Source organism: Enterococcus faecalis (assembly GCF_029024925.1).
In the GTDB taxonomy this organism is placed as follows: Bacteria; Bacillota; Bacilli; order Lactobacillales; family Enterococcaceae; genus Enterococcus; species Enterococcus faecalis.
The window spans coordinates 2,777,643-2,800,979 of record NZ_CP118962.1 but is presented as its reverse complement, the minus strand read 5'-3'; the positions used below and the strand labels follow the sequence as shown (position 1 = coordinate 2,800,979).

20 protein-coding genes are annotated in these 23,337 nt (G+C 40.8%); 15 read left to right on the top strand and 5 right to left on the bottom strand.

Features of this window, described 5'->3' with window-relative positions; genetic code table 11:
* The first annotated feature begins 27 nt into the window (after positions 1-27).
* From PYW42_RS13805 to gor, 5 genes are all read left to right on the top strand, one after another.
* Positions 28-1,302 (top strand): cytosine permease, encoded by a 1,275-nt coding sequence (locus PYW42_RS13805; RefSeq protein ID WP_025187654.1) that lies wholly within the window; start codon positions 28-30, stop codon positions 1,300-1,302.
* A 19-nt stretch (positions 1,303-1,321) separates the two neighbouring features.
* Positions 1,322-2,416 carry a DUF917 domain-containing protein gene (locus PYW42_RS13800; RefSeq protein ID WP_002354727.1) on the top strand — a complete coding sequence of 365 codons (1,095 nt, stop codon included), beginning with the start codon at positions 1,322-1,324 and terminating at the stop codon, positions 2,414-2,416.
* Complete coding sequence (locus PYW42_RS13795; RefSeq protein ID WP_002389418.1) at positions 2,417-3,970, top strand: hydantoinase/oxoprolinase N-terminal domain-containing protein; 1,554 nt, start codon at positions 2,417-2,419, stop codon at positions 3,968-3,970. It abuts the gene before it with no gap.
* Positions 3,971-4,038: 68 nt separating this feature from the next.
* Positions 4,039-4,437: a hypothetical protein gene (locus tag PYW42_RS13790; RefSeq protein ID WP_002411275.1), complete on the top strand. Its 399-nt coding sequence runs from the start codon at positions 4,039-4,041 to the stop codon at positions 4,435-4,437.
* Between the two features lie 86 nt (positions 4,438-4,523).
* Complete coding sequence (gene gor / locus PYW42_RS13785; RefSeq protein ID WP_002381009.1) at positions 4,524-5,873, top strand: glutathione-disulfide reductase; 1,350 nt, start codon at positions 4,524-4,526, stop codon at positions 5,871-5,873.
* A gap of 114 nt (positions 5,874-5,987) precedes the next feature.
* On the opposite strand, the gene PYW42_RS13780 is transcribed toward gor, so the two are convergent.
* A complete protein-coding gene (locus PYW42_RS13780) occupies positions 5,988-6,761 on the bottom strand; it encodes a helix-turn-helix domain-containing protein (protein ID WP_002389465.1) in 774 nt (257 codons plus the stop codon).
* Between the two features lie 177 nt (positions 6,762-6,938).
* Here PYW42_RS13780 and folB point away from each other — a divergent pair, with 177 nt between their 5' ends.
* From folB to folP, 5 genes are read left to right on the top strand one after another with little or no spacing between them, the layout of a single operon-like run.
* Positions 6,939-7,301: a dihydroneopterin aldolase gene (gene folB / locus PYW42_RS13775; protein WP_002354733.1), complete on the top strand. Its 363-nt coding sequence runs from the start codon at positions 6,939-6,941 to the stop codon at positions 7,299-7,301.
* On the top strand, positions 7,302-7,787 hold the full coding sequence (gene folK / locus PYW42_RS13770; protein WP_002389504.1) for a 2-amino-4-hydroxy-6-hydroxymethyldihydropteridine diphosphokinase: 486 nt from the start codon (positions 7,302-7,304) through the stop codon (positions 7,785-7,787). It begins immediately after the preceding gene.
* Positions 7,781-8,350 (top strand): GTP cyclohydrolase I FolE, encoded by a 570-nt coding sequence (gene folE / locus PYW42_RS13765; protein WP_002381007.1) that lies wholly within the window; start codon positions 7,781-7,783, stop codon positions 8,348-8,350. The genes folK and folE overlap by 7 nt, the downstream gene beginning before the upstream one ends.
* Positions 8,351-8,353: 3 nt before the next feature.
* Positions 8,354-8,947 (top strand): non-canonical purine NTP pyrophosphatase, encoded by a 594-nt coding sequence (locus PYW42_RS13760; RefSeq protein ID WP_002386218.1) that lies wholly within the window; start codon positions 8,354-8,356, stop codon positions 8,945-8,947.
* Positions 8,940-9,731, top strand: coding sequence for a dihydropteroate synthase (folP, locus tag PYW42_RS13755; RefSeq protein ID WP_002387594.1), 792 nt, complete (start codon positions 8,940-8,942; stop codon positions 9,729-9,731). Before PYW42_RS13760 ends, folP begins: the two co-directional genes overlap by 8 nt.
* 914 nt (positions 9,732-10,645) lie before the next feature.
* On the opposite strand, the gene PYW42_RS13750 is transcribed toward folP, so the two are convergent.
* The 4 genes from PYW42_RS13750 to PYW42_RS13735 all read right to left on the bottom strand — a co-directional run bounded on the left by PYW42_RS13750 (position 10,646) and on the right by PYW42_RS13735 (position 15,189).
* Complete coding sequence (locus PYW42_RS13750; protein WP_002358954.1) at positions 10,646-11,632, bottom strand: polyprenyl synthetase family protein; 987 nt, start codon at positions 11,630-11,632, stop codon at positions 10,646-10,648.
* A gap of 37 nt (positions 11,633-11,669) precedes the next feature.
* Entirely contained in the window at positions 11,670-12,227 is a 558-nt protein-coding gene (locus PYW42_RS13745; RefSeq protein WP_002354743.1) for a Gx transporter family protein, read from the bottom strand.
* A gap of 11 nt (positions 12,228-12,238) precedes the next feature.
* Positions 12,239-12,661 carry a NusG domain II-containing protein gene (locus PYW42_RS13740; RefSeq protein WP_002354745.1) on the bottom strand — a complete coding sequence of 141 codons (423 nt, stop codon included), beginning with the start codon at positions 12,659-12,661 and terminating at the stop codon, positions 12,239-12,241.
* A 581-nt stretch (positions 12,662-13,242) separates the two neighbouring features.
* Positions 13,243-15,189 carry an NAD(P)/FAD-dependent oxidoreductase gene (locus tag PYW42_RS13735; protein ID WP_002354747.1) on the bottom strand — a complete coding sequence of 649 codons (1,947 nt, stop codon included), beginning with the start codon at positions 15,187-15,189 and terminating at the stop codon, positions 13,243-13,245.
* Between the two features lie 277 nt (positions 15,190-15,466).
* Between PYW42_RS13735 and pplA the strand changes: the two genes are divergently transcribed.
* The 5 genes from pplA (at position 15,467) to PYW42_RS13710 (ending at position 23,242) form a co-directional block, all read left to right on the top strand.
* Positions 15,467-16,396, top strand: a complete 930-nt coding sequence (pplA, locus tag PYW42_RS13730) for an extracellular electron transfer flavoprotein PplA (RefSeq protein ID WP_002389443.1) — start codon at positions 15,467-15,469, stop codon at positions 16,394-16,396.
* Positions 16,397-16,650: 254 nt separating this feature from the next.
* Positions 16,651-17,718: an FAD:protein FMN transferase gene (locus PYW42_RS13725; protein ID WP_002354751.1), complete on the top strand. Its 1,068-nt coding sequence runs from the start codon at positions 16,651-16,653 to the stop codon at positions 17,716-17,718.
* Positions 17,719-17,731: 13 nt separating this feature from the next.
* A complete protein-coding gene (menA, locus tag PYW42_RS13720; RefSeq protein WP_002358958.1) occupies positions 17,732-18,679 on the top strand; it encodes a 1,4-dihydroxy-2-naphthoate polyprenyltransferase in 948 nt (315 codons plus the stop codon).
* A gap of 386 nt (positions 18,680-19,065) precedes the next feature.
* Positions 19,066-19,428, top strand: a complete 363-nt coding sequence (locus tag PYW42_RS13715) for an LPXTG cell wall anchor domain-containing protein (protein ID WP_002378868.1) — start codon at positions 19,066-19,068, stop codon at positions 19,426-19,428.
* Complete coding sequence (locus PYW42_RS13710; RefSeq protein ID WP_010816211.1) at positions 19,415-23,242, top strand: WxL domain-containing protein; 3,828 nt, start codon at positions 19,415-19,417, stop codon at positions 23,240-23,242. The genes PYW42_RS13715 and PYW42_RS13710 overlap by 14 nt, the downstream gene beginning before the upstream one ends.
* Positions 23,243-23,337 lie beyond the last annotated feature (95 nt).

Below are 23,337 nucleotides of genomic sequence, written 5' to 3'. Positions count from 1 at the left end.
TATAATTGAAAAAATAATTAAGGAGGAATGAGAATGAAATTAAAAAACGAGCAACAACAATCGTGGCTTAGCTTAGCATTTGTTTGGGCGGGCGCAATGATTAGCGTGCCAGGATTAATTATTGGAGGAACGTTAGTTGCAGGCATGCCTTTATGGGAAGCTTTGTTAACAGGATTTATTGGTTACGGTATTATTGTTATTTTAATGATTTTACAAGGAATTCAAAGTTCCGACTTACAAGAACCTTCTGTCAAAGTCGCTTCTCAAGTGTTTGGCATTCAAGGTTCGCAAAAGATTATTTCCATTATTCTAGCGATTGCTTGCTTAGGTTGGTTTGGTTTGCAAGCCAATGTCAGCGGCAGCGCCTTCACAAACTTTTTAAAAATTTACGGCATTGATTTACCTGTGTCGCTTTCTTCCTTAATCTGGGGAATTATCATGCTTATTTCGGCTCTTTATGGCATAAAAATATTGAAAATTCTGAATTATTTTGCGGTTCCTGTGTTAGTTCTGGTTTGTCTTTATGGCTTGGTGGCTTCGTTAAGAAACAACGGTTGGGCGGCTGTTAGTCAATATACCCCTCAAACAGCAGGAAGCTTTATGTCAGGTCTTTCAATGACTGTCGGTTCTTTTGCATTAGGCGCAGTAATTGCTGGAGACTACTCTCAATATGTTTCTTCTCGTAAAGATGTGGTTAAAGCGGCCACATTAGGGATTTTACCGACAGGCTTGTTGATGATTGGCGTTGGTGCGGTCTTGACCATTGCTTCGAACACCGCAGATATCACGGAAGTTTTTATGAATCTCGGTTTTCCAGTTTTAGGAATTATTGCGCTAATTTTAGCAACTTGGACCACGAATGCCGTGAATGCTTTTTCTGGCGGACTGGCCTTGATTAATGTCTTTGATATTCCAAAAGAAAAAGAAAAAGTCGCTGTCGGTGCGGCCGGCGCCATTGGGACCTTATTAGCAGTTGTGGGGATCTTAAATTACTTTACGCCGATTATGTCTGTCCTTTCTGCGATGGTTCCACCAGTGGCTGGTGTAATGATTGCTGCCTATTGGTTGATTAACAAAGGCGATCGAACCAAATGGCAGCCAACGCCTGGCGTGAATAAATTAGGTGTTTTTTCATGGCTAATTGGTGCTGCAGTGGGGGGCATTCCGGTGATTATGAGTTTCTTTCCCAATGCCCCTCAATTGCCTAACCAACCGCTAATTGGCATTGTTTTATCGTTTGTTATTTATTATTTCGGTGCAAAACGTCAACAGACGAACACCGAATCATTAGAAATGGAATGAAGAAGAGGAGTGTCGGAGAATGCGTTATTTAGATGCAGAAGCAATTGAGAATATAGCTACAGGAGCAGCTTTTTTAGGGACAGGAGGTGGCGGTGATCCCTACATTGGTAAAATGATGGCTTTGTCCGCCATCGAAGAAAACGGACCTGTCAAACTGGTTTCTCCAGAAGAAATTGCCGCGGAGGATTTTTTCCTACCCGCCGCAATGATGGGTGCCCCATCTGTCGCAATTGAAAAATTTCCCAAAGGCGACGAATTCGTCCGTGTCTTTGAGAAGTTAGGAAAATATTTAGACCAAGAAACGATTGCGGGAACCTTTCCAATGGAAGCTGGGGGCGTCAATTCAATGATTCCAATTGTTGTTGCAGCGAAGCTAGGCATTCCCTTGGTGGATTGCGATGGTATGGGTCGGGCCTTTCCAGAATTGCCTATGGTAACGTTCCATTTGAATGGGATGTCAGCGACCCCTATGGCAATTACCGATGAAAAAGGAAATATTGGCATTATGGAAACGATTGATAATACTTGGACAGAACGTCTTGCTCGTGTTCAAACGGTTGAAATGGGCGCCAGTGCTTTAGTGAGTATTTATCCCGCGACAGGCAAACAATTACAAGACTATGGTATTCACAACATCGTGACATTATCAGAAGAAATTGGCAAAGTGATTCGAGGTACCTATGCAGATGAACAAGAAAAACGCCAAGCATTAGTAGAAGTTACGGATGGCTTTGAATTGTTCCAAGGAAAAATTCTAGATGTGGAACGAGAAGTAAAAGGTGGCTTCAATTTGGGACGTGTCAAATTGAGTGGCTTAAACAGTGATGCTGGTTCAGAAGCAGTCGTCCATTTTCAAAATGAAAATTTAATTGCCGAGAAAGATGGTCAGGTGATTGCGATGACGCCTGATTTGATTTGTATGGTAGATTTAGAAACTTTAACGCCTGTGACAACAGAAAGCTTGAAATACGGCAAACGTGTCCAAGTAATGGGCTTGAAAGCGAATGCCGCTTGGCGAACGAAAAAAGGTATCGAAACAGTGGGTCCTCGGTATTTCGGCTACGAAATGGATTATCAACCACTAGAAAACTTAGTAGCGAAGGAGGACAAATAAATGTATAAAATCGGTATCGATGTCGGCGGCACAAATACAGATGCTGTTATTTTAGATCATCAATTAAACTTGATTCATTCAGTGAAAGTTCCAACAACCGATGATATTCAAACAGGGATTGCCGGCGCCTTAAATAAAGTCTTGGCAGAATCAGCAGTGGACCCAACCAAAGTCACACATGCAATGTTGGGCACGACCCAATGTACGAATGCCATTGTTGAGCGAAAAAAATTAGCAAAAGTTGGGGTCCTTCGTTTGGGCTATCCAGCAACCGCTTCGGTCTTGCCTTACACAGCTTGGCCCAAGGATTTAGTGGCCACTCTTTCAGAAACGTATGCTTTAGCACATGGCGGCTACGAATATGATGGACAACCATTGACTGCACTGGACGAAGAAGAATTACGTGGGATTTTGGCCTCTTGGCGAGGAGAAGTAGAGGCAATCGCAGTAATTGGCGTTTTTTCTTCTTTAAAAAATGACCAAGAATTGTTTGTTCAAGCACTTGCGAAGGAAGTGTTAGGGGCAGATGTTCCTGTATCTTGCTCCTCAATGATTGGGTCTGTCGGTTTAATTGAACGGGAAAATGCGACAATTTTGAATGCTGCGTTGCACAAAGTAATTAAAGTGACCAGCGAAGGCTTTGAACAAGCCTTAGAACAAGAAAAAATTCATCATGCCCAAGTGTACTTATGTCAAAATGATGGTACGTTAATGTCGTTAACTTATGCCAAACAGTTTCCTATTTTAACCATTGCTTGTGGACCAACCAATAGTATTCGTGGCGCTTCATACTTAGCTGGCTTGAAAGATGCGGTTGTTTTAGATGTTGGTGGCACAACGTCCGACATTGGCGTGTTAGTGGATGGCTTTCCAAGAGAATCTTCACTGGCCGTTGATGTTGGCGGGGTACGGACCAATTTTAGAATGCCAGATATCGTGTCAATTGGTGTCGGCGGTGGCAGTCTAGTGCGTGAACAACCAGATGGTTCTGTGACAGTTGGCCCCGACAGTGTCGGCTACCGTATTACACAAGAGGCCCTTGTTTTTGGCGGCACACAATTAACGACCACTGATATTGCGGTTCGCTTAGGCCATGCCCAAGTCGGTGATCCTAGCAAAGTGGCTCATTTAGACCAAGCGTTTGCGGAAAAAGTGTACCTAAAAATTGGCGAATTGGTCAGTGAAGCGATTGATCGCATGAAGACCAGTTCCGCAGACGTGACGGTCGTTTTAGTTGGTGGTGGGAGTATTATCATCCCCGAAGAATTGACAGGTGTTAAAGCGCTAATTCGCAACGAAAACGGGGCAGTGGCGAATGCCATCGGTGCCTCTATCGCTCAGATTAGCGGACAATACGAACAAATTTATGTCTATTCAAAAATCCAACGAGACGCGGCGTTGACTGATGCCCAAGAAAAAGCCGTCCAACAAGCTGAACTTGCGGGTGCAGTCCCTGGCACAATCGAGTTAGTCGAGGTGGAAGAAACACCACTCGCCTATCATCCAGAAAATGCAACCCGCTTACGAGTAAAAGTGGTTGGGAACATGTATTAAAAGAAAGGAAATCCTCTGGCATATGAGGGTTTCCTTTTTGTGCTATAGTAAAAGAAGGAGGAATAACTATGGCTAAATTATTCGCCTACCAAATTGGTCAAAACCCTCGTATTCAAACGGACCTTTTGGTAGATCCTCAGCTGTTTGAAGATGAGCATGGCTGTATGGGTGCAGTGGGCTTCGGGTTAGCAGATTGTGTTCAAACCGGAATGTTTACAGATATTGAAGTGATAAAACGGTATCTTCACGAAGCAACCTACGTTTTTATTAATGGTGACTTTGACCGACTAAGTTATTTAGAAATTGGGATTGCACTTTCCTTAGGCAAAACACTTTACGTCATTACAATGAACCCAAACGTAACGAAAGAAGATTTAGGAATTCCCTTCGACAATGCTACGATTGAATTCCTTTCCCCCAGTGCTTTTATGGAACGAATCCATAAAACAGAAGCAGCAGAAAACTAAACAAAAGTAAGTAATACGACTGTCTTTTTTTGCTATTTTTTGCGATAATAAAGGAGAAAGTTCAAATTGAAAGGGAGCCAGAATAAATGAAAACCTATGATTATATTGTTATTGGTGGCGGTAGTGGCGGGATTGCTTCTGCTAACCGCGCAGGAATGCACGGAGCTAACGTCCTTTTAATTGAGGGCAACGAAATTGGTGGGACCTGTGTCAACGTTGGTTGTGTGCCTAAAAAAGTCATGTGGCAAGCCAGCAGCATGATGGAAATGATGGAAAGAGATACAGCAGGCTACGGGTTTGATGTTGAAATCAAAAATTTTAGCTTTAAACAATTAGTTGAAAATCGTGAAAAATATATTGACTTCTTACATGGTGCGTATAATCGTGGTTTAGACAGTAACAACATTGAACGTATCCATGGTTACGCTACGTTTACTGGGGAGCAAACAATTGAAGTCAATGGGACAGAATATACGGCGCCGCACATTCTAATTGCGACAGGTGGTCGTCCAAAAAAACTAGGTATTCCAGGAGAAGAATATGCCTTAGATTCAAACGGCTTCTTTGCGTTAGAAGAAATGCCAAAACGTGTGGTCTTTGTCGGTGCGGGTTACATCGCAGCCGAATTAGCAGGAACCTTACATGGCTTAGGCGCGGAAACACATTGGGCCTTCCGTCATGAACGACCATTACGAAGCTTTGATGACATGCTTTCTGAAAAAGTCGTAGAACGCTATCAAGAAATGGGCATGCAAATTCATCCGAATGCAACACCAGCTAAAATTGAAAAAACGGCGCAGAATGAGTACGTTATTACATTTGAAAATGGTGAATCAATCACGACAGATGCCGTGATTTTCGGGACAGGCCGTCAGCCGAACACGGATCAATTAGGCTTAGAAAATACGAAAGTAGCCCTTGATGAGAAAGGCTACGTCAAAGTAGATAAATTCCAAAATACCACGCAAAATGGCATCTACGCAGTCGGCGATGTCATTGGGAAAATCGACTTAACGCCAGTCGCGATTGCCGCTGGTCGGCGCCTGTCTGAACGCTTATTTAACGGACAAACCGATTTATATTTGGATTATAACTTAGTACCAACGGTGGTCTTTACCCATCCACCAGTTGCGACAATTGGCTTGACGGAAAAAGCAGCGCTTGAAGAATATGGTAAAGACCAAGTGAAAATCTATCGCTCTAGCTTTACGCCAATGTATTTCGCTTTAGGAGAATACCGTCAAAAATGCGACATGAAATTAATCTGTGTCGGCAAAGAAGAAAAAATTGTCGGTTTGCATGGCATCGGCATCGGTGTTGACGAAATGCTACAAGGCTTTGCAGTCGCTATTAAAATGGGCGCGACCAAAGCAGATTTTGATAATACTGTTGCGATTCATCCAACAGGCTCAGAAGAATTTGTAACAATGCGATAAAAGGCGAATAAACCCCAAAAAAGAGCGTTGCATCAGCAACGCTCTTTTTTGAATACACGAGTTATTTCATTCAATTTATAACCAATTGGGTGCTGGCAAACGTGATGAAATTAGCTATTTTCTATTATCAGTTGCAACATTTTTTTCATTAAAATGTTGATATAAGGAAGTATCAGAAACGAGTAATTCAATGATTTCAGATTTATCTATAATAGTAATTCTTTGTCGAGATAAAAACGCAATAAATTGTGGTAAAAATCTTTTGGCATAGATATCTAAATATAACTTTGTGGTTTGATTATTATAGGTGACTAGTAAGTAAAAATAGTCGGGACTACTATCAAAAGCGGACGCTCTTATCTTTTTGGTATAAATGATTTCTATGGATTCAATTTCAGAATAAGGAATTTTTATTTGTGTAGAACTGTTTTTTATGCATTCAATGATTTTCAGAATCGGGTTTCTGGAGAATTGATGGACCATAATATCTTGTTGGTTAATTATCCAATAATCTGAAAAGATGATTGGAAAAACTAAAAGTAGACTGATAAATATGATTGCACTAAACAACCAAAAAGGTTGATAACCAAAACCAGTAAGTAGCAAAGAGAAACAAGTCCAAACAATACAAAATAAAATTCCTTTTTTTAGATTATAAATTTTTCCAACAACTTGAGGCTTTTTAAAATAAGGACTACCTTGGATTAGCTCATCAATAGAAACATTGTACAAATCAGAAAGCATCAGTAAATTATCAATTGAAGGGATGGATTGTCCAGTTTCCCATTTGGAAATAGCTTGTGTAGTGACATGTAATTTTTGGGCAATTTGTTCTTGCGTATAGTGATTATTTATTCTCCGTGTTTTTAAAATAGTTTGGATTAACATTATTCGTTACCTCCTTGATTTTAGAGTAGTCTATTCCGCTATATGTTTCAATCAACTAGTGGTTGATAAGCAAATAATTGCTATTAAATAAACAATAACATCTTTTAACTACTGACTTTTCCAAGAAATATGCTATGATTAAAAAAATCAGCAAAACAGAGGGTAGGGAGTTAGAGGATGGATAAAATTAGAATTAACAACTTGAAATTTTTCACAAAAAATGGTGTTTTGGCAGAAGAAAAACGTCTAGGACAGCAAGTAGAAATCGACCTTGAAATGCAGTTGTCGTTAGCTGAGGCAGGGCGAACAGATGATGTCACTCAAACTGTCAATTATGCCGAAGTGAATGAATTGATTGCCCAACGAGTAAACAATCACTCGTACGATTTAATCGAAGGTTTAGCGAGTGCTATTTTAGATGATATTTCCGCAGATTATCAAGAACAATTGAACAAAATTATCATTAAAATTAGAAAATATAGTGTGCCGATGCCCGGCCTTTTTGACAATATTGAAATTGAAATGGAGCGAGAAGTATAGATGATTGGCTATGTAGCATTAGGTAGTAACGTCGGCGATCCGTACGCAAATTTAGTGAAAGCCCGCAATTATTTAAACGAAGACCCGCAGATTCAGGTTGTGGCTTCTTCAAAACTTTATGAAACGGATCCTTACGGCTATACAGACCAAGATGATTTTTTGAACGCCGTATTGAAAATTGATACTAGCTATACCGCTGAAGAGTTATTGGCTGTTACCCAAGGGATTGAGCAAGTAATGAAACGTAAAAAATTAATTCACTGGGGTCCGCGGATTATTGATATTGATATTTTATTATTAGGGGAACAGTCAGTCGCGTTCCCCCACTTACAAGTTCCTCATCAAGAATTAACAAAACGGTCATTTGTTTTGATTCCCTTAAGTGATGTTTACGCAGAGGAACAATTATTGGGCACGCCAATAGCTACGTGGATTCAGCGCAGTGGCAATCAAGAAGAAGTGCGAGTAAGCGAAAAGGAATGGTAGAGATGGAGCAGGAAAAACAAGCGCAAATTGAGCAGGCAGTTACCACAATCTTAGAAGCAGTGGGGGAAGATACTCAACGATCAGGACTCATTGATACCCCCAAACGTGTAGCTAAAATGTATGCAGAAGTTTTTAGTGGATTAACCGAACCTGAATTTGATGATTATAAATTATTTGATAGCTTAAATGAAGGCGAAATGGTTCTAGTAAAAGATATTGCCTTTTATTCAATGTGTGAACACCATTTATTGCCATTTTATGGAAAAGTACATGTCGCTTATCTGCCAGAAGGTGGCAAAGTATTGGGACTAAGCAAGTTACCAAGATTAGTAGAACATTGTGCCAAACGTCCCACAGTTCAAGAAGATTTAACAGTGACAATTGCCCGCAAACTCCAAGAAAATATTCCCGTCAAAGGCATTGCAGTAGCCATTGAAGCGGAACATATGTGTATGACGATGCGCGGCGTGAAAACACCACAAAGTAGCACCAAAACATTTCAATTTACCGGACTATTTAAAGAACAAGAGTGGAAAAATCAATTTTTAATGGAGATACGTTAGAAAATGGAAATCATTGTTGGCACGAATAACCAAGGTAAGTTAAAAGAAATGCAATCAGGACTTAAGGACCCTGCTATTCAACTTGTCTCTTATCGAAAGTATACAACCAGTCAAGAACAACCTGCAGAAACTGGCACTACGTATGCTGAAAATGCTTATCTAAAAGCTCGCTTTTTCCAACAATTAATTGGCCGCCCAGTGTTAGGTGATGATGGCGGCTTAACGTTAACTGCTTTTCCTGATTTATTAGGTATTCATACAAGCCGCTTTTTCCATTCAGCCAATCCGGAAGAACAGAACCGCGAACTGTTGCACTTATTTGAAGGGCAACAGTCGATTCGCGAGTTAACCTTATCAGCCACGTTGGTCTATGTACTCGATGACGACAAACTGTTGCAAACGGAAGCCACTTTGACTGGTGAATTAGTTGAACCGCGCGGTACAGGCGGTTATGGCTTTGATCCGATTATTTATTTACCAGACCGAGGCAAAACCTTAGCGGAGTTGTCCACGAGTGAACGAATGAAGATAAGTCCTAGAATGCGGGCTTTACGAAAGATGATTCAGCAGATAAAGGAGCAATGTGACAATGATTGATTTAAAAAAGAATTACCAAATTATGGGGATTGTCAACACGACCCCCGACTCTTTTTCTGATGGCGGTAGCTACACAACGGTCGACGTGGCCTATCAACATGCGCTTCATCTACTAGAAGCGGGGGCCGATATTTTAGACATTGGCGGCCAATCCACACGTCCTGGCTACGAAGAAGTTTCTCCACAAGTTGAGGCAGACCGAGTATTACCGTTAATTAAAAAAATACGTGAGACTTCTCTAGCGCCGATTTCTGTGGATACCTACTATCCCGAAGTAGCAGAAGCCGCGATTCAAGCTGGCGCCACAATGATTAATGACATCAAAGGATTAGACACTCCGGGGATGGCAGAAGTCCTCGCACAATATCCTGAAGTCCAAGTTGTGATTATGCATTCTAGAAAACGCCAATCGCTTTCTTTAAAAGAAGAGTTGCACCAATTTTATACAGAAAAAATTGAACAATGCCAAAAATATGGGCTTTCCTTAGAAAAAATTTGTTTCGATCCAGGGATTGGCTTTCATAAAACTGTCGCAGAAAACCTTCAACTGTTAAAAGATCCTAACGCCTTTCGCTACCAAGATTATCCGTTACTGTACGGCGTTTCTCGCAAACGAACTATTGGCGCTTTAACGAACGAACCAGAACCAGCCAACCGTGATTTTGGCTCAGCCGCTGCTTCCTTGTATGCAGCACAACAAGGCGTAGAAATTTTACGTGTTCATAATGTCCAAGGCTTAAAACAAACATTTGATGTCTGGCGAGCATTGTCGGAGAAGGAGTAAGGGCGGAGCAATAGACTAAACAGACCGACCATCAAAAAAGATGGTCGGTCTGTTTAGTCTAAAAAATTTTAGTTGGCTGAATCGTTTTATCCCAGTAAACAGTGCGCGATTTTTATTACAAAAGAAAGCGGCTGTTGAATAATCAGGAAAGAAAGCGTATTCTAGGAAGGTGCAAATGTGTTATACTACACAAGTAGGAAGTTTATGACGGTGGCAATTTCTCAAAAAAAGGGGGACTGCCAATGTTTTTGCTTGTTTGCTCTTTCCCTAGAAAGGAATAGCAGTGACTGTCTTTGAAGCATTGATGCTTGCGATTGCTTTCGCAACATTAATTGTCAAAATCAGTAATAAAAACGACAAAAAATAAACCCGTCATAACTTTTAGCGAAGATTGACGGGTTTATTAACCAATAAATTAAAGCTACCGTCTTAAACGGTCTACCCGAGAGCGTATGTCTAGTACGCTCTCTTCGTGTTTATTATAGCAAGTTGAAACGGAAAAGTCGAATAGTAAATAAAAAAAGTAAGCGTATTCTAGGAAGGTATAAATGTGTTATACTACACAAGTAGGAAGTTTATGACGGTGGCAATTTCTCAAAAAAGGGGGACTGCCAATGTTTTTGCTTGTTTGCTCTTTCCCTAGAAAGGAATAGTAGTGACTGTCTTTGAAGCATTGATGCTTGCGATTGCTTTCGCAACATTAATTGTCAAAATCAGTAATAAAAACGACAAAAAATAAACCCGTCATAACCTTTAGCGAAGATTGACGGGTTTATTTCCGTATTAAAATCAAGCTACCGTCTTAAACGGTCTACCCGAGAGCGTATGTCTAGTACGCTCTCTTCGTGTTTATTATACCAAGGTATCACCTAAAAAGCTAGCCGCTAAATCCTCAATAGGATCCAGCGGCTTTTTTAATTTTCTCTTGTCAAAATCGTTTGTGTAATTTCATACAATTGTTCTTTCGCTTGGGCCTTTGTTTCAGGAAGTTTGCTGATTTCTTTCAGCGCTTTTTCTGTGTAATGAGTGGCTAATTGTTGGGCCTTTTCTACGCCACCTAGTTCATGGACAAGACGATAAATTTCCTGTGTTTCTTCATCGGTCAAGGCTTCTTTTTTCATTAAAAGTGGCAACAAGACTTCACGATTGGCTTCAAGTGCATAAATCAAGGGCAAAGAATACACGCCTTGACGTACGTCTTCTAAGACGGGTTTGCCGATAGCATCGGCAGTTTGCGTATAGTCCAAAATATCATCAATAATTTGAAAAGCCAGTCCGATATTTTCGCCGATTTCACCACAACGTTTGGCAAAACGTTGGGAGGTGCCACTTTCATAGGCACCGACAAAACAACTTAGCGCAAACAATTCCGCTGTTTTCCCGGAAATATTTTTTAAATATTGGTCAATCGTTACCTCGAAATTATAGCGATTGTCCATTTGACCAAGCTCACCAGTCAGGACTTTTTCCATACTGCGCGAATTTAATTGAATGCTTTTTAATGAAGAAGAATAATCAGATAAGAGCTTGAAACAGCAAACAAAAAGATAATCGCCTGTATACACGGCTGTGCTATTTCCAAAGCGCGAACGCAATGTTGGCAAGCCACGACGCGTATCGGCTTCGTCGACAATATCGTCGTGAACTAACGTGGCGGTATGCAGTAATTCAATGGAAGCCGCTAACGCTGTCGCCTTTTTAGGGTCCCGCTGTTCACCAAAATAAGAGAACAACAGTTGGTAGGCTGGACGTAGCAATTTGCCGCCAGAATGAATCATGTCATGGACAGCAGCTTGAATCTCTTGATTATCGATTTGAACCGCTTGTTCCATCAAGCGAAGAGTAGTTGTTAATTCTTTTGATAACGTAGGATAGGTATTCCACATAGGATGTATATTCATAAGATGACTCCTTTAATTGTGGCGGACAGGTTTTCAATTAGAAAAATTGACTCCACTTATGTTTCGTTGTTTGTTCATAATTCAGTTGGAATTTTCGTAACGTCTGGACATGTTGTAGTAAATAATTAGCGGCAATCCCAATGGCAATCCCTGAGAGTAACCCAAACAGAGATAAAAATGGTAAGTACAGCATCGGCGCCCACGAATGAGCAAAGAAAGAGGTCGTTAGCAACTGACCAACGTTGTGTAAGAAACCACCAACGGCACTAATCCCAATAATGCTGACCCGTTTTGGCCCCAGCTGCTTGACAAGCAACATGCCGAAATAACTTAATAAGGCACCACTGGCACTATAGAAAAAGGTCGAAAGTGTGCCGCCCAGTAATGTCGTTAAAATCAAACGTAAACAGACCAGGAAAAAACTATCACGCTTACGCATGGTGAAAATCGCAATAATGGTAATTAAATTTGCTAGACCGAGCTTTGCCCCAGGAGCAAATGCGAAAGGGTAAGGAATCATATTTTCGATTAAACCAATAATGACCCCTTGGGCAACGAGCATAGCAATATAAATATTCTTGTGTAATTTGCTCATAGTTGTCGTGCTTAATAAATTAAGCTACCGTCTTCACTCCCATCAGAAGCTTCCACGGTGATAAACAAATTGTGGGGTAGACAGGCAATCGGGGTTTCACCAGGTTTGGAAATCCAGCCTCGTCGAACATCCACTAAGTCAGCACAGTTGGCTTCCTTCACGCGGATACGATCACCATCTACTTCAATCAGGTTGTAATCACCGTCTTTTGCTTCGTATTTATATGTATAATGCGGGCCGTCCTTTTTTAAGTCAAAGACTTTGATTACTTTGTTGTCTACTTTCAAGACTGCTTGATACGTAGCCGCTTCTTGACCACGGTTTTGCATGGCAAAAACAACAAGGGGCAGAAAAGAACCAAGAACTAAAATAGCAATAATAATAACGTCCCATGTTTTCAAGCGACTTTTCTTAATGAATTCTTTGATCGTCATTTTCTTCTCTCTCCTTTGGTGTTTTTTTCTTGTCTATCATAACACAGTGAACGAGCTTGGAACAAAAATTATTTTGAATTTTTGTTCCAAGCTCAAAAACTGATAAACGGCGGGAACAGAACCAACACTACGCGTTGCTCCGACCTCAACAACTTCTAAGAGCTAAAGCTCTAAGAGTTGAAGGTCCTTCGGAAATAAGCCGAAATTGTTGAGAATCACGAAGAACGTAGTGATTCGATGATGAACAATACCTACTTGGTCTCCAAAAATTAAAGAGCACCGGGTAGGTATCATGCAACATCAACTCGTTCCTCGTTGTATTTTATGACAATTTTCGGAAATTTCTTCTTATTGCTGAGAAACACTATTTGCAAAGCAAATAGATGTTGAACAGTACCTACTTGGTTCTCGGAGCTAAACGATTCTGTCCCGACCTCAGTTGAGCCACCATATTATATAAAAGAAAATATGTGGGACAAAAGTCATGCTTGACTGCTGTCCCACATACTAAATCCTATGATAGTCAGCTGGAGACATGTGTCTCAGCTTTTGCTCGTAGTTGTCAATCGATTATCGATTGCTTACTTACCGCCGTATCTAGCTTTCGGGGTACCATACCACGCTTTACCAAGTTTGCGTTGAATCCATGGAATTACCCAGCGGTCTAAACCGACAGCACGGCCTGAACCGTTCATCAAAGCAAAAGCGACAAAGATAAACCAGATATTTACCCAATAGAACATGCCAGATAAACAGAAGGCAATTGTTAAACCAATTGTAGCAGCACTTGATAACCAAGTGAATAAACCAGCAATCAATGCTAAAGCAATACATACTTCAACGATTGTCATGAATTTTTGCATGAACAAAGCAACTTCTTGGTTTGGCATCATAAATTTCATTACGCTTTCGAACCATTTAGGCATGTGATCAAACACTTGCATTGGTGTTTCGCCGTAAGCGTAGCTTAAACCAAAGTGCGCTGCTTGTGTTGCCGCATCGGCACCACCGCTTGCCGCCGCATCCGCCGCACCACTTGCAGCAGTTGTTGCTGTTTCAGTTGCTTGAGAAGCACCTGTTGTTACTTGTTCTTGTAACCAAGGGAATGGGAAAACGACTTTATCTGTGAACCAAGAACCATCACCAAACCAAGTGCTTGGTTTCAAGTAATCGCCGTTGCCGACAATTTTCTTCATTGATTCGACTAACCAAACCATACCATAGAAGACACGTAGCGGAACACTCCACAAGACATTGCCGTAACGAGACGTATGTCCGCGAGCAACAGAACGATCATCTTTAATATGGAAGATTTCGTGCATAATGTATTGGAACATGTAGTAACCAGAACGAATATCAAAGAAGTATTTCAAGTTAACGATATGTTTCATAATGATGGCTAAGAAACCACTCAAATGAATTTTATCGAATAAGTTGGCAACGCCCCATTTCGCGCCGATGGAAACCATGAATCCTTGGTAGTTTCCTTTAAAGGCGTGTTTTTCGCCGCCTTTAATATCTGCAACGATGTTGGCAGCCGCAGTATGACCTGTTTGTTCAGCTGCTTGAACGATTTGAGGAGTTGGTGTATTTGGTGTTTCTTCGTAATAAACCAAGTCACCAATGATATAAATGTTTTTGTCTTCGTAACCTTTTGCTTGCATGTATTCATTCGCAACTAAACGACTACCACGGGCTGCTTCTAAACCAAAGTCAGCGGCATCAGAAGTTGCTTTCACACCAGCTGTCCAGATTAACGTATGCGTTGGTACTTCAGAACCATCTTTTAATTTAATGTGATCTGCTGCAACTTCAACGATTGGTGAGTTCAATAATAATTGAACATTTTTCTTTTCTAGATAACGTTCTGCTTTGGCAGCATCGTTACGAGATAACATGTTTAAGATGGTTGGCATTGCTTCAACAACCATTAATGTAATTTCGTCTGGATCAATTTTGGCATCTTTCGCTAAACGATCTTTCCAGTCGATTAATTCGCCGACCATTTCGATCCCAGTAAAACCAGAACCACAGACAACGAATGTTAACATTGCTTTGCGTACTTCAGCATCTGGTTCGATGGCTGCTTTAGCAACGGTTGCTTCAATGTGATGACGAATTTTCACTGCATCATCAAATGACCATAAGGTGAAACCATTTTCTTTCACGCCTGGTGTTCCAAAGTCGTTTGGTTCGCCACCCATACCCAGAATTAACTGGTCAAATGGATAAGAACCTGCTAAAGTTTTCACAACTTTGTTTTCTTTGTCGATCCCAGTAACAGTATCTGTTACCAATTTTACGTTTTTCTTGCGTGAGAACAAACGTTGTAAGTCGTATTGAATTGCTTCTGGTTCAACACGTCCGCCTGCTACTTCATGCAATTCGGTCATCATAGTGTGGTAAGAATGGCGATCAATCAATGTGATTGTTACGTCCGTATCTTTTTTAAATTTCTTTGCTAGAAATTTAGTAGCTGAAACGCCAGCATACCCAGCACCTACAACGACAATATTTTGCTTTGTCATTGACAATCCGCTCCTTAATATTGTAAGTAGTAAAATAGTGATAATGATTAATAAGTACACAATCGACTAACATTATATAAGTATTTCACGAATTTGTCTAATATAAATTTTAATTGTCAACAAATTTACTCCAACGATGAGTTTTTGATGAAAAAAAGACCGAAATGTAAATATTTTTAGGGGATGGTCTTGACAACGTTTTTAAAACCATTATAATGTGTAATGTATCACAAACTTTTAATGTTTGTGAAAATCATGAAAGAAAAGGTGACTATCAATGAAAGTGAATAAATTTGTTAAAGGTTTTGCGGCAATTGCATTATTTAGTTTAGTATTAGCAGGCTGTGGCGCAGACAAGAAAGACAACACAACGAACTCTTCTAGCGCAGCATCTTCAGAAACGAAAAAATCAACTGAATCATCAGCACCAGCGAAAAAAGTTGCCGGTGGCGATTTAAAAGATGGTACGTATAAATTAGAAGAAAAAAATGAAAAAAATGGTTACCGTGCAGTCTTTGAAATGACTGTAAAAGACGGCAAAATCACTGAATCTAAATATGACAACATCAATGCTGACGGCAAATCTAAAACAGAAGACACTAAGTATGAAGAAAGCATGAAAGCAAAATCTGGTGTTGGACCAAAAGAATACATCAAACAATTAAACGATTCTTTTGTTAAAGAACAAAGCGCAAGCGGTGTGGAAGTAGTAACTGGTGCGACTCATTCATCTGAATCATTCCAAAACTACGCACAACAATTAATCCAAGCAGCACAAGCTGGTAACACAGACACAATCGAAATCGACAATGGCGCAGCATTGAAAGATGGTACGTACTCATTGAAAGAAAAAAATGACTCAAACGGCTACCACACAACATTCTCAATGACTGTGAAAGATGGTAAAGTGACTGAATCTAACTACGATAACGTGAACGCTGACGGCAAATCTAAAAAAGATGACACTGAATACGAAAGCAAAATGAAAGACGTTGCTGGCGTTGGACCAAAAGAATATATCGAAACATTAAACAAAGAATTTGTTAAAGCAATGGGCGAAGAAGACGGCTCACCTGCAGGTGTTGAAGTGGTAACTGGTGCAACACACAGCACACATTCATTCATCAACTACGCACAACAATTAGTGAACGCTGCTGAAAAAGGCGACACAACTGAAATCGTTGTTGACAACATCGTAACAAAATAAGTAATAATAAATGAATCGTGAAGTAGTTCCTGAAATGCTTTTCAGCAATTACTTGACACCATTGAGGGGTTGGGAAAAAGTCGGTTGGCTGACTTTCCCGCCCCTTTTTCTTCGCTAGTTCTGTCCATCATTTCACAAATTTTTTCACAGAAATTTGTGAATTTCCAAGAGAAAGACTTTTCATTTTTTCCAAAAAAGGCTACTATGCAAGAGAACTTATTTTTTAATTAAAGAAGGAAAGAAGAGGGAATCCTATGAAAAAGAAACTTCTGCTCATGGTGAGTGTTCTAGCAGTGCTGTTTGTGGCAGCTGCTTGTTCCTCAAAACCAGAAGCGAAAATTAATACAGAACCATACTCTGACCGTCAAACAATGCTTGGTACCTACGTTCAAATTCGCATCTACGATGATGGCAAAGAAGACGTCTTACCGAAAGCCTTTGCCCGTGTCAAAGAACTAGGCGATAAAATCACCGTCAACCAACCAGGTTCAGAAATTGATGAAATCAACCAAGAAGCAGGCGTAAAACCAGTCAAAGTCTCAGATGACCTGTATCCTTTGTTGAAAAAAGCCTATGAATACAGCAAAGACTCCCGCGGCGGCTTCGACATGGCAATTGGCCCAATCACCTCTATGTGGCACATTGGCTTCGATGATGCCCGCAAACCAAGCCAAGCCGAAATTGATCAAGCCTTGAAACTCGTTGATTACACGAAAGTCAAATTCAACGACAAAGAGCAAACCGTTTACCTTGAAGAAAAAGGCATGCAATTGGATTTAGGCGCAATTGCCAAAGGCTTCATCACCGACGAAGTCGTGAAAGTCCTCAAAGACAACGGCGTCACCACCGCTATCGTCGATTTAGGCGGAAATGTTTACGTCTTAGGGCACAGCCCACGTGGCAAAGATATGGATTGGACAGTCGGCATTCAAGATCCGAATAAAGCCCGCAACACAGTCTTAGGTCAAGTCAAAGAAAGCAACAAAACCTTAGTCACATCAGGAATTTATGAACGCTACTTAAAAGTCGATGGCAAAACGTACCACCATCTCTTCGATCGTGAAACTGGCTATCCGTTTGATAACGACATCGCGGGTGTCACCATTATCACCGACAAATCCATCGATGGTGATGGTCTCTCAACAGCCGTCTTCTCAATGGGCGTCAAAAAAGGACTAGAATATGTCGAAAGTCTGAAAGGAACCGATGCCATTTTCGTCACAAAAGACGACAAAGTCTACATCAGCAAAGATATCGAAGGCAACTTTGAAATCGGCAAAGACTCTGGCTATACGATGGGGAATCGGGCCGATTTGAAATAAGGAGCGACTAAAAATGTCTTTAAATGTGTTTTTAAAAGTAGTGGAAATTCAGACGAAGCTAGCCAGTCTCTTTCCCTTCATTATCGGGGTCTTGTTTTCAATGACCTATTTCGGGGAAGTCCAGTGGGGCAACACGCTGGTTTTCTTCATTGGCATGGTGGTCTTTGATATGGCCACCACCGCCATTAACAATTACATGGATTTTAAAAAAGCCAAATCTGACGTCTATAAATATGAAGAAAATATTATCGGACAATCAGGCGTTTCACCACAACTGGTCCGCAACATGATTTTCGCCATGATTGCCTTCACTGCCGTTGTGGGTGCGTACTTAACGGTTCAAACCGGCTGGCTCTTCCTCGTATTAGGGGGGATTTGCTGCTTCATCGGTATTTTCTACACGTATGGACCGATTCCGTTATCCCGCATGCCCTTGGGGGAAATTTTCAGTGGTTTCACGATGGGCTTAGGCATCTTCGTCTTAACCGTTTACTTGAACGTCGTCACCAATCCGCCGTTTTACTTAACGGTCGATTTTGCTAGCGGCGCCTTTCGCTTAGACGGCAATCTCTGGGCGGTGCTTGCGATTGTCGTGGCGTCCTTGCCCTTGGTCTGTTCGATTGCTAACATCATGCTCGCCAACAATTTACGGGACTTAGACACGGATATTGAGAACCACCGTTATACATTAGTCTATTATATCGGGCGCCCAGCAGGGATTGTGCTGTTTCAAGTGTTAGCGCTAGCTGGTTATCTGGTGATTTTATTCGGCTTCATTAGTGGTATTTATCAATGGCCAGTGTTAATTACATTTGCTACTTTGCCTGTCATTTGGAAAAATATTCAAACGTTTAAACAAGAATTGCCGCAGCCGAAAAGTTTCCGTCATTCCATTAAAAACTTAATGGTTTTCAATGGCACCTATGCCTTAGGGCTATTAATTAGTGCGTTGCTTGGCTAGATTCTTAAAAAAGTAGAGAAAATACGAAAAAAATACTGTTTTTTTTCAAGCGACTTCTTCAAAAGTGTTACACAAAGCTCAAAAAGTTAGTATCAATTACTAACTTTTTGAGCTTTTCTCGTTAAATGGCTAGAAACCTTAAACTTTTGTCGGGGATTTTTGATAAAAATTGACTAAAATCGCCTTTTTTTAGTAATGATTATTAAATAACGGGCGTTGTAAACCCTGGTATAACAAGAACTTTCAAAATTTTCGCAAGAGGTGCGAAAAAAACGTCAATTCCTAAAGGGGGGTTCTTTGTTATTATAGAGGTATGAAAAAAGGTTGTTACACATTCCTTGTATAAAAGATCAACGAATACAAGTGAATCTAAAGGAGGTTTTTAAATGAAAAAAAAGCGTTATTTAATGATTGTGTGTCTACTATCTTCTCCTAGTTTTTTTATAAATGTTGAAGCGTCTGATGGTGGTTCTAGTTCGGTGGGGATTGAATTTTACCAAAATCCGAGAACACCCGCTCCTAAAGATGCCCCACCGAAAACAGATGCGCCAGCTGCTGATCCCAAGGAACCAGCTGGTCCTCCGAAAGGAGATCAACGAAGTGGTGGTTCGACACAGACCACCACAACTGGCTCGCAGCTCCCTCGTACAGGGAGCAAGAGTCAGGCAAATCTTAGCATTCTCGGCTTAGCCTTAATCGGCTTGGCGGGAATGGTACATAGAAAGAAGGGACGACATGAAGCAAACTAAGTGGCAACGATTAGCAACCATTGGCTTGTGTAGTTCTTTAGTGATTAACGCCTTTTCTGGCGTGACCGCAGTTGCGGAAACAATCACGATTGAAAGTAGTCCGACAGTAGCAAGTAGCGCTAAGGAAGCAACATCAGCAAGTAGCGCAACGCCAGCAAGTACGGAAAGCAGTCAAGAAACGACTGAAACGAGTCGGGAAGAAGTGACACAGGAAACAGAGAAACCAGAAGAATTGAGAGAAGATGAACTAAGAAACAAGTCGCAAATCAAAGATAATAATAGTCTTAGATCGTCTGGGACCAGAGCTTTAGCTCAGATGCCATACAGAGCATTTACGATATACTTCGTTAGCGAAGATGGCTCATTTATAGACCCATCATTAATAAATATGAGTGCTAACATAATGACTTTTAACCAAACAGCGTTAGGTACAGACCCTAGTGTATATTCACCTTCTATTAGACAACCCATATCTATTATTGATGCAGTAGACCATAAAAAATTTGATGTTGCGGCAGAAAGTTACACGTATTCAACTAACTCTGTCTTTCCAAGAAATTTTCGTGGAGTATCAGATATAAAAATTACGGTTCCAAAAAAATATAGCGATTTAACTGTTAAGCCAACGAATTACTATAGTAGTTCAAAAAGCTATCCACTACCTGTATACACAACTACTTCTTTACTATCTGGTACTGTGCAGTCATCAGATTCGTCAGGAAGCCTGTATGAACTAACTAAAGCAGCTGAACCAAATACTTTCAGAGAAAATTATGATAATCGAACATCCTATGGAGTAGATAAATCTCCGGTTTCTTTTGGGTATTACCTCGGTGATGCTTCAGGAGTAACTAATTTAATTTTTGGTACTACAACCCCAATTTATTATTATCTAACTAATAGACGTGTCACCGAATCCTTCAAAGACACAGCAGGCGCAACCATTCCTGCTCCAACAGGATTCACCCAAGGAAAGCAGACCAGTATTACCAGCAATAACTATACCTTCAAACAAGCTGGCACCTTGCCAGAGACTTACAAAGCAAGTAACGGCAAAACCTATAAGTTCAAAGGCTGGTACAAAGGTAAAACCAAGCCAAACACCTTGACCACCACCAAAGCACCAAGCTATGCGGTGACTTATGATGATAATGATGATTTGAATGTGGTGTATGAGGAGATTAAGGTTTTGGAATTTCCTAGTCGTACATATCAATTTGGTTTTGTTGATGAATCAGGTAAGCGAGTAGATGCCTCCACGATTGATTTGACATATGATAGTTGGTACGGTATTGGTACTGAACCACCCAACAATATCCCATCAGCATGGGCAACTACTAAAATAGAAACAGGGATTAAGGCAAATACAAAAAATAATCTTAAAGAAATCATATACCCAGTTCAATATCTTGAAACGAATAGTAATGATTCATTTCAATTTAGTGCAGTAAACTTAAGATATCAGCTTCCAAGAATTTATAAATCCATCAGTATACAAAATCAACAAGGTGGTTTTGATGCCGCATATCCTTATCCAAGTATACTAAACCCATCAGGTGCGGAAATAAATAATACTCCTCAATATTTTGAATTAAAGAATAATGGAGGACAGGAGTTTGTGTTCAATAGAACAACAGCCGCCGCTCCCGAAAATGTTCAGCTTCCATTTTATTTAAGATATGTATCGAGTTTTCTTACGGGGAAAGCAATGTACTATACGATTCAAGGTCCAATCTATTACTATCTAACCAACCGCCGTGTCACCGAAAACTTCGTGGACGCCAACGGCACTAAAATCACGCCACCAACAGGCTTTACGCAAGGAAAACAAACAGTAATTAACAGTGACCCATACACCTTTAAACAAAGTGGCACCTTGCCAGACACTTACACAACAGGTGGTAAGACCTACAAGTTCAAAGGCTGGTACAAAGGCAAAACCAAGCCAAATACCTTGACCACCACCAAAGCGCCAAGCTATGCGGTGACTTATGATGATAATGATGATTTGAATGTGGTGTATGAGGAAGTCAATTTCCCAGAAACTACATACCAATTCGGTTTTGTCAATGAAGCGGGACAGTTGGTGAATCCTGACGATATCAATCTCACGTATGACTATAAGAGTATTGTGTATAGAGGAACTGGGGCAGCAGGCTCTACGGTATCATTTGGCACAATTGCTAATAATCAGAGTGGCGTAAAAGTTGGTAATTTACGGCAAGTGACGTTACCTGCAAAGAATATTGCACAACCTACCGTAGTAGGTTGGAATGGTGAGGCATTCGCAAATTTCTCAATTAACCTGCCTAAATACTATAAATCGTTGAATCTTTATGATAAAACTGGAAAAATTGATCCTAAGTATCCTCTACCAGTAAAGACAACTGTTTCTTCGGTATCCAATGATACGGTGCAACCTGAAGCAAATGTAATTGCTGAGTTAACCTTGACACAACGAGCAGATGGGAGTTTTACACCAAGAGAAACATATTCAGGTATTGATTCTAGTGTTAGGTATCCACCTTTCTTACGTAGAACAGTTTCTTATTCTAGTTCTGGAAGTATCACTGCCCTATATCAAACAATCAGTGGACCTGTCTATTATCATTTAACCAACCGCAAAGTCACCGAAAACTTTGTGAACACAAGTGGCGCTAAAATCACGCCGCCAGCAGGGTTCACGCAAGGGAACCAGATTCCCATGACTAGCAATACCTTCAAGTATACGAGCGCAAAAGCTTTACCAGCTAGTTATTCAGCAGGTGGCAAAACCTACGTCTTTCAAGGCTGGTACAAAGGCAAAACAAAACCGAATACGTTGACAACCAGCACCACGCCAGCGTATAACACAACCTTTGATGACAATGATGATATGACAGCAGTCTACAAAGAAGCAAACATCAGCGCTAACTTAACGATGCGTGGTGCAGTCGATGTCATTGACAATGGCGCAACCATGGAATATTGGGAAGTGCTCTTAAAAAATACTGGAGAAGCACCTTTAACTTCAGTTAAGATTAAACCAACCACTGACTGGGCGGCTGGAATTAGTACGCCCACGGAACTGTTTATTTTAGGTACTGGTCAAAATACGAAAGTTCGACCAATCACGAAAGAACAGTGGGAAGCAGGTTTTGAGATTCCTTTAGATAGTAGTATTCCTGTTGGCGGTCAACTAACGATTAATCTCCTAGGAACAAAAGTTACTGGACAACCAAACCAAGTGCTAAAAGCCGCTGTGGAATTCACAGGGAATTTCAACAAACTGACTGCCTCAGATACGGTCCGGATTAAAGATTTAGATCAAGAAACAAAGGAACCGACTGGGGAAGGCTTCATCAGTGTTCCAACGTTCAATTTTGGTCAGGTTGGGGTAGCGGGAAGTACGCAACAGCACAGCTTGAAAAAAGCCGCTGATTATTATGGCAACGGCACACGCAATCCCTATCTGCGGATCAAGAAAACCCAACCGAATTGGAGTTTAACGGCGCAGCTGTCACAACCGAAATCAGCGACAGACAGCTTGCCGACAACGACCCGCTTGTTGCTAGGAACGGCCGCTGCTGCCAGCTTTACCGATTACAACCAACCAACAGAAACCAAGACACCACTTGGCAAGACTGGCATCGTGAATTTAACCGCCGACAATACCGCAACAGCGGTGGTCGCGAACCAACAGTTCATAGGTAGTGACGTTTATCAGTTGGACTTCACGTTTGCTAACATCAAACTAGAAGTGCCCGCCAATCAAGGCATGTCTGGCCAACAATACCAAGCCGCCGTCACTTGGAATTTAGTGGCTGGCCCATAAAAATAAAAATGCCCGAGCCTCTTATTTTTCTAAGGCTCGGGCATTTTTATTGATGGTCTTTTGAGGGTCGTTGTGCTACAATGGTAATGAAAAGA

What these genes read in the sequence shown, in the direction of transcription:
- PYW42_RS13805 (WP_025187654.1), top strand. Translation starts at nt 28, where the DNA reads ATGAGAATGAAATTAAAAAACGAGCAACAACAATCGTGGCTTAGCTTA.
- PYW42_RS13800 (WP_002354727.1), top strand. Translation starts at nt 1,322, where the DNA reads ATGCGTTATTTAGATGCAGAAGCAATTGAGAATATAGCTACAGGAGCA.
- PYW42_RS13795 (WP_002389418.1), top strand. Translation starts at nt 2,417, where the DNA reads ATGTATAAAATCGGTATCGATGTCGGCGGCACAAATACAGATGCTGTT.
- PYW42_RS13790 (WP_002411275.1), top strand. Translation starts at nt 4,039, where the DNA reads ATGGCTAAATTATTCGCCTACCAAATTGGTCAAAACCCTCGTATTCAA.
- gor (WP_002381009.1), top strand. Translation starts at nt 4,524, where the DNA reads ATGAAAACCTATGATTATATTGTTATTGGTGGCGGTAGTGGCGGGATT.
- PYW42_RS13780 (WP_002389465.1), bottom strand. Translation starts at nt 6,761, where the DNA reads ATGTTAATCCAAACTATTTTAAAAACACGGAGAATAAATAATCACTAT.
- folB (WP_002354733.1), top strand. Translation starts at nt 6,939, where the DNA reads ATGGATAAAATTAGAATTAACAACTTGAAATTTTTCACAAAAAATGGT.
- folK (WP_002389504.1), top strand. Translation starts at nt 7,302, where the DNA reads ATGATTGGCTATGTAGCATTAGGTAGTAACGTCGGCGATCCGTACGCA.
- folE (WP_002381007.1), top strand. Translation starts at nt 7,781, where the DNA reads ATGGTAGAGATGGAGCAGGAAAAACAAGCGCAAATTGAGCAGGCAGTT.
- PYW42_RS13760 (WP_002386218.1), top strand. Translation starts at nt 8,354, where the DNA reads ATGGAAATCATTGTTGGCACGAATAACCAAGGTAAGTTAAAAGAAATG.
- folP (WP_002387594.1), top strand. Translation starts at nt 8,940, where the DNA reads ATGATTGATTTAAAAAAGAATTACCAAATTATGGGGATTGTCAACACG.
- PYW42_RS13750 (WP_002358954.1), bottom strand. Translation starts at nt 11,632, where the DNA reads ATGAATATACATCCTATGTGGAATACCTATCCTACGTTATCAAAAGAA.
- PYW42_RS13745 (WP_002354743.1), bottom strand. Translation starts at nt 12,227, where the DNA reads ATGAGCAAATTACACAAGAATATTTATATTGCTATGCTCGTTGCCCAA.
- PYW42_RS13740 (WP_002354745.1), bottom strand. Translation starts at nt 12,661, where the DNA reads ATGACGATCAAAGAATTCATTAAGAAAAGTCGCTTGAAAACATGGGAC.
- PYW42_RS13735 (WP_002354747.1), bottom strand. Translation starts at nt 15,189, where the DNA reads ATGACAAAGCAAAATATTGTCGTTGTAGGTGCTGGGTATGCTGGCGTT.
- pplA (WP_002389443.1), top strand. Translation starts at nt 15,467, where the DNA reads ATGAAAGTGAATAAATTTGTTAAAGGTTTTGCGGCAATTGCATTATTT.
- PYW42_RS13725 (WP_002354751.1), top strand. Translation starts at nt 16,651, where the DNA reads ATGAAAAAGAAACTTCTGCTCATGGTGAGTGTTCTAGCAGTGCTGTTT.
- menA (WP_002358958.1), top strand. Translation starts at nt 17,732, where the DNA reads ATGTCTTTAAATGTGTTTTTAAAAGTAGTGGAAATTCAGACGAAGCTA.
- PYW42_RS13715 (WP_002378868.1), top strand. Translation starts at nt 19,066, where the DNA reads ATGAAAAAAAAGCGTTATTTAATGATTGTGTGTCTACTATCTTCTCCT.
- PYW42_RS13710 (WP_010816211.1), top strand. Translation starts at nt 19,415, where the DNA reads ATGAAGCAAACTAAGTGGCAACGATTAGCAACCATTGGCTTGTGTAGT.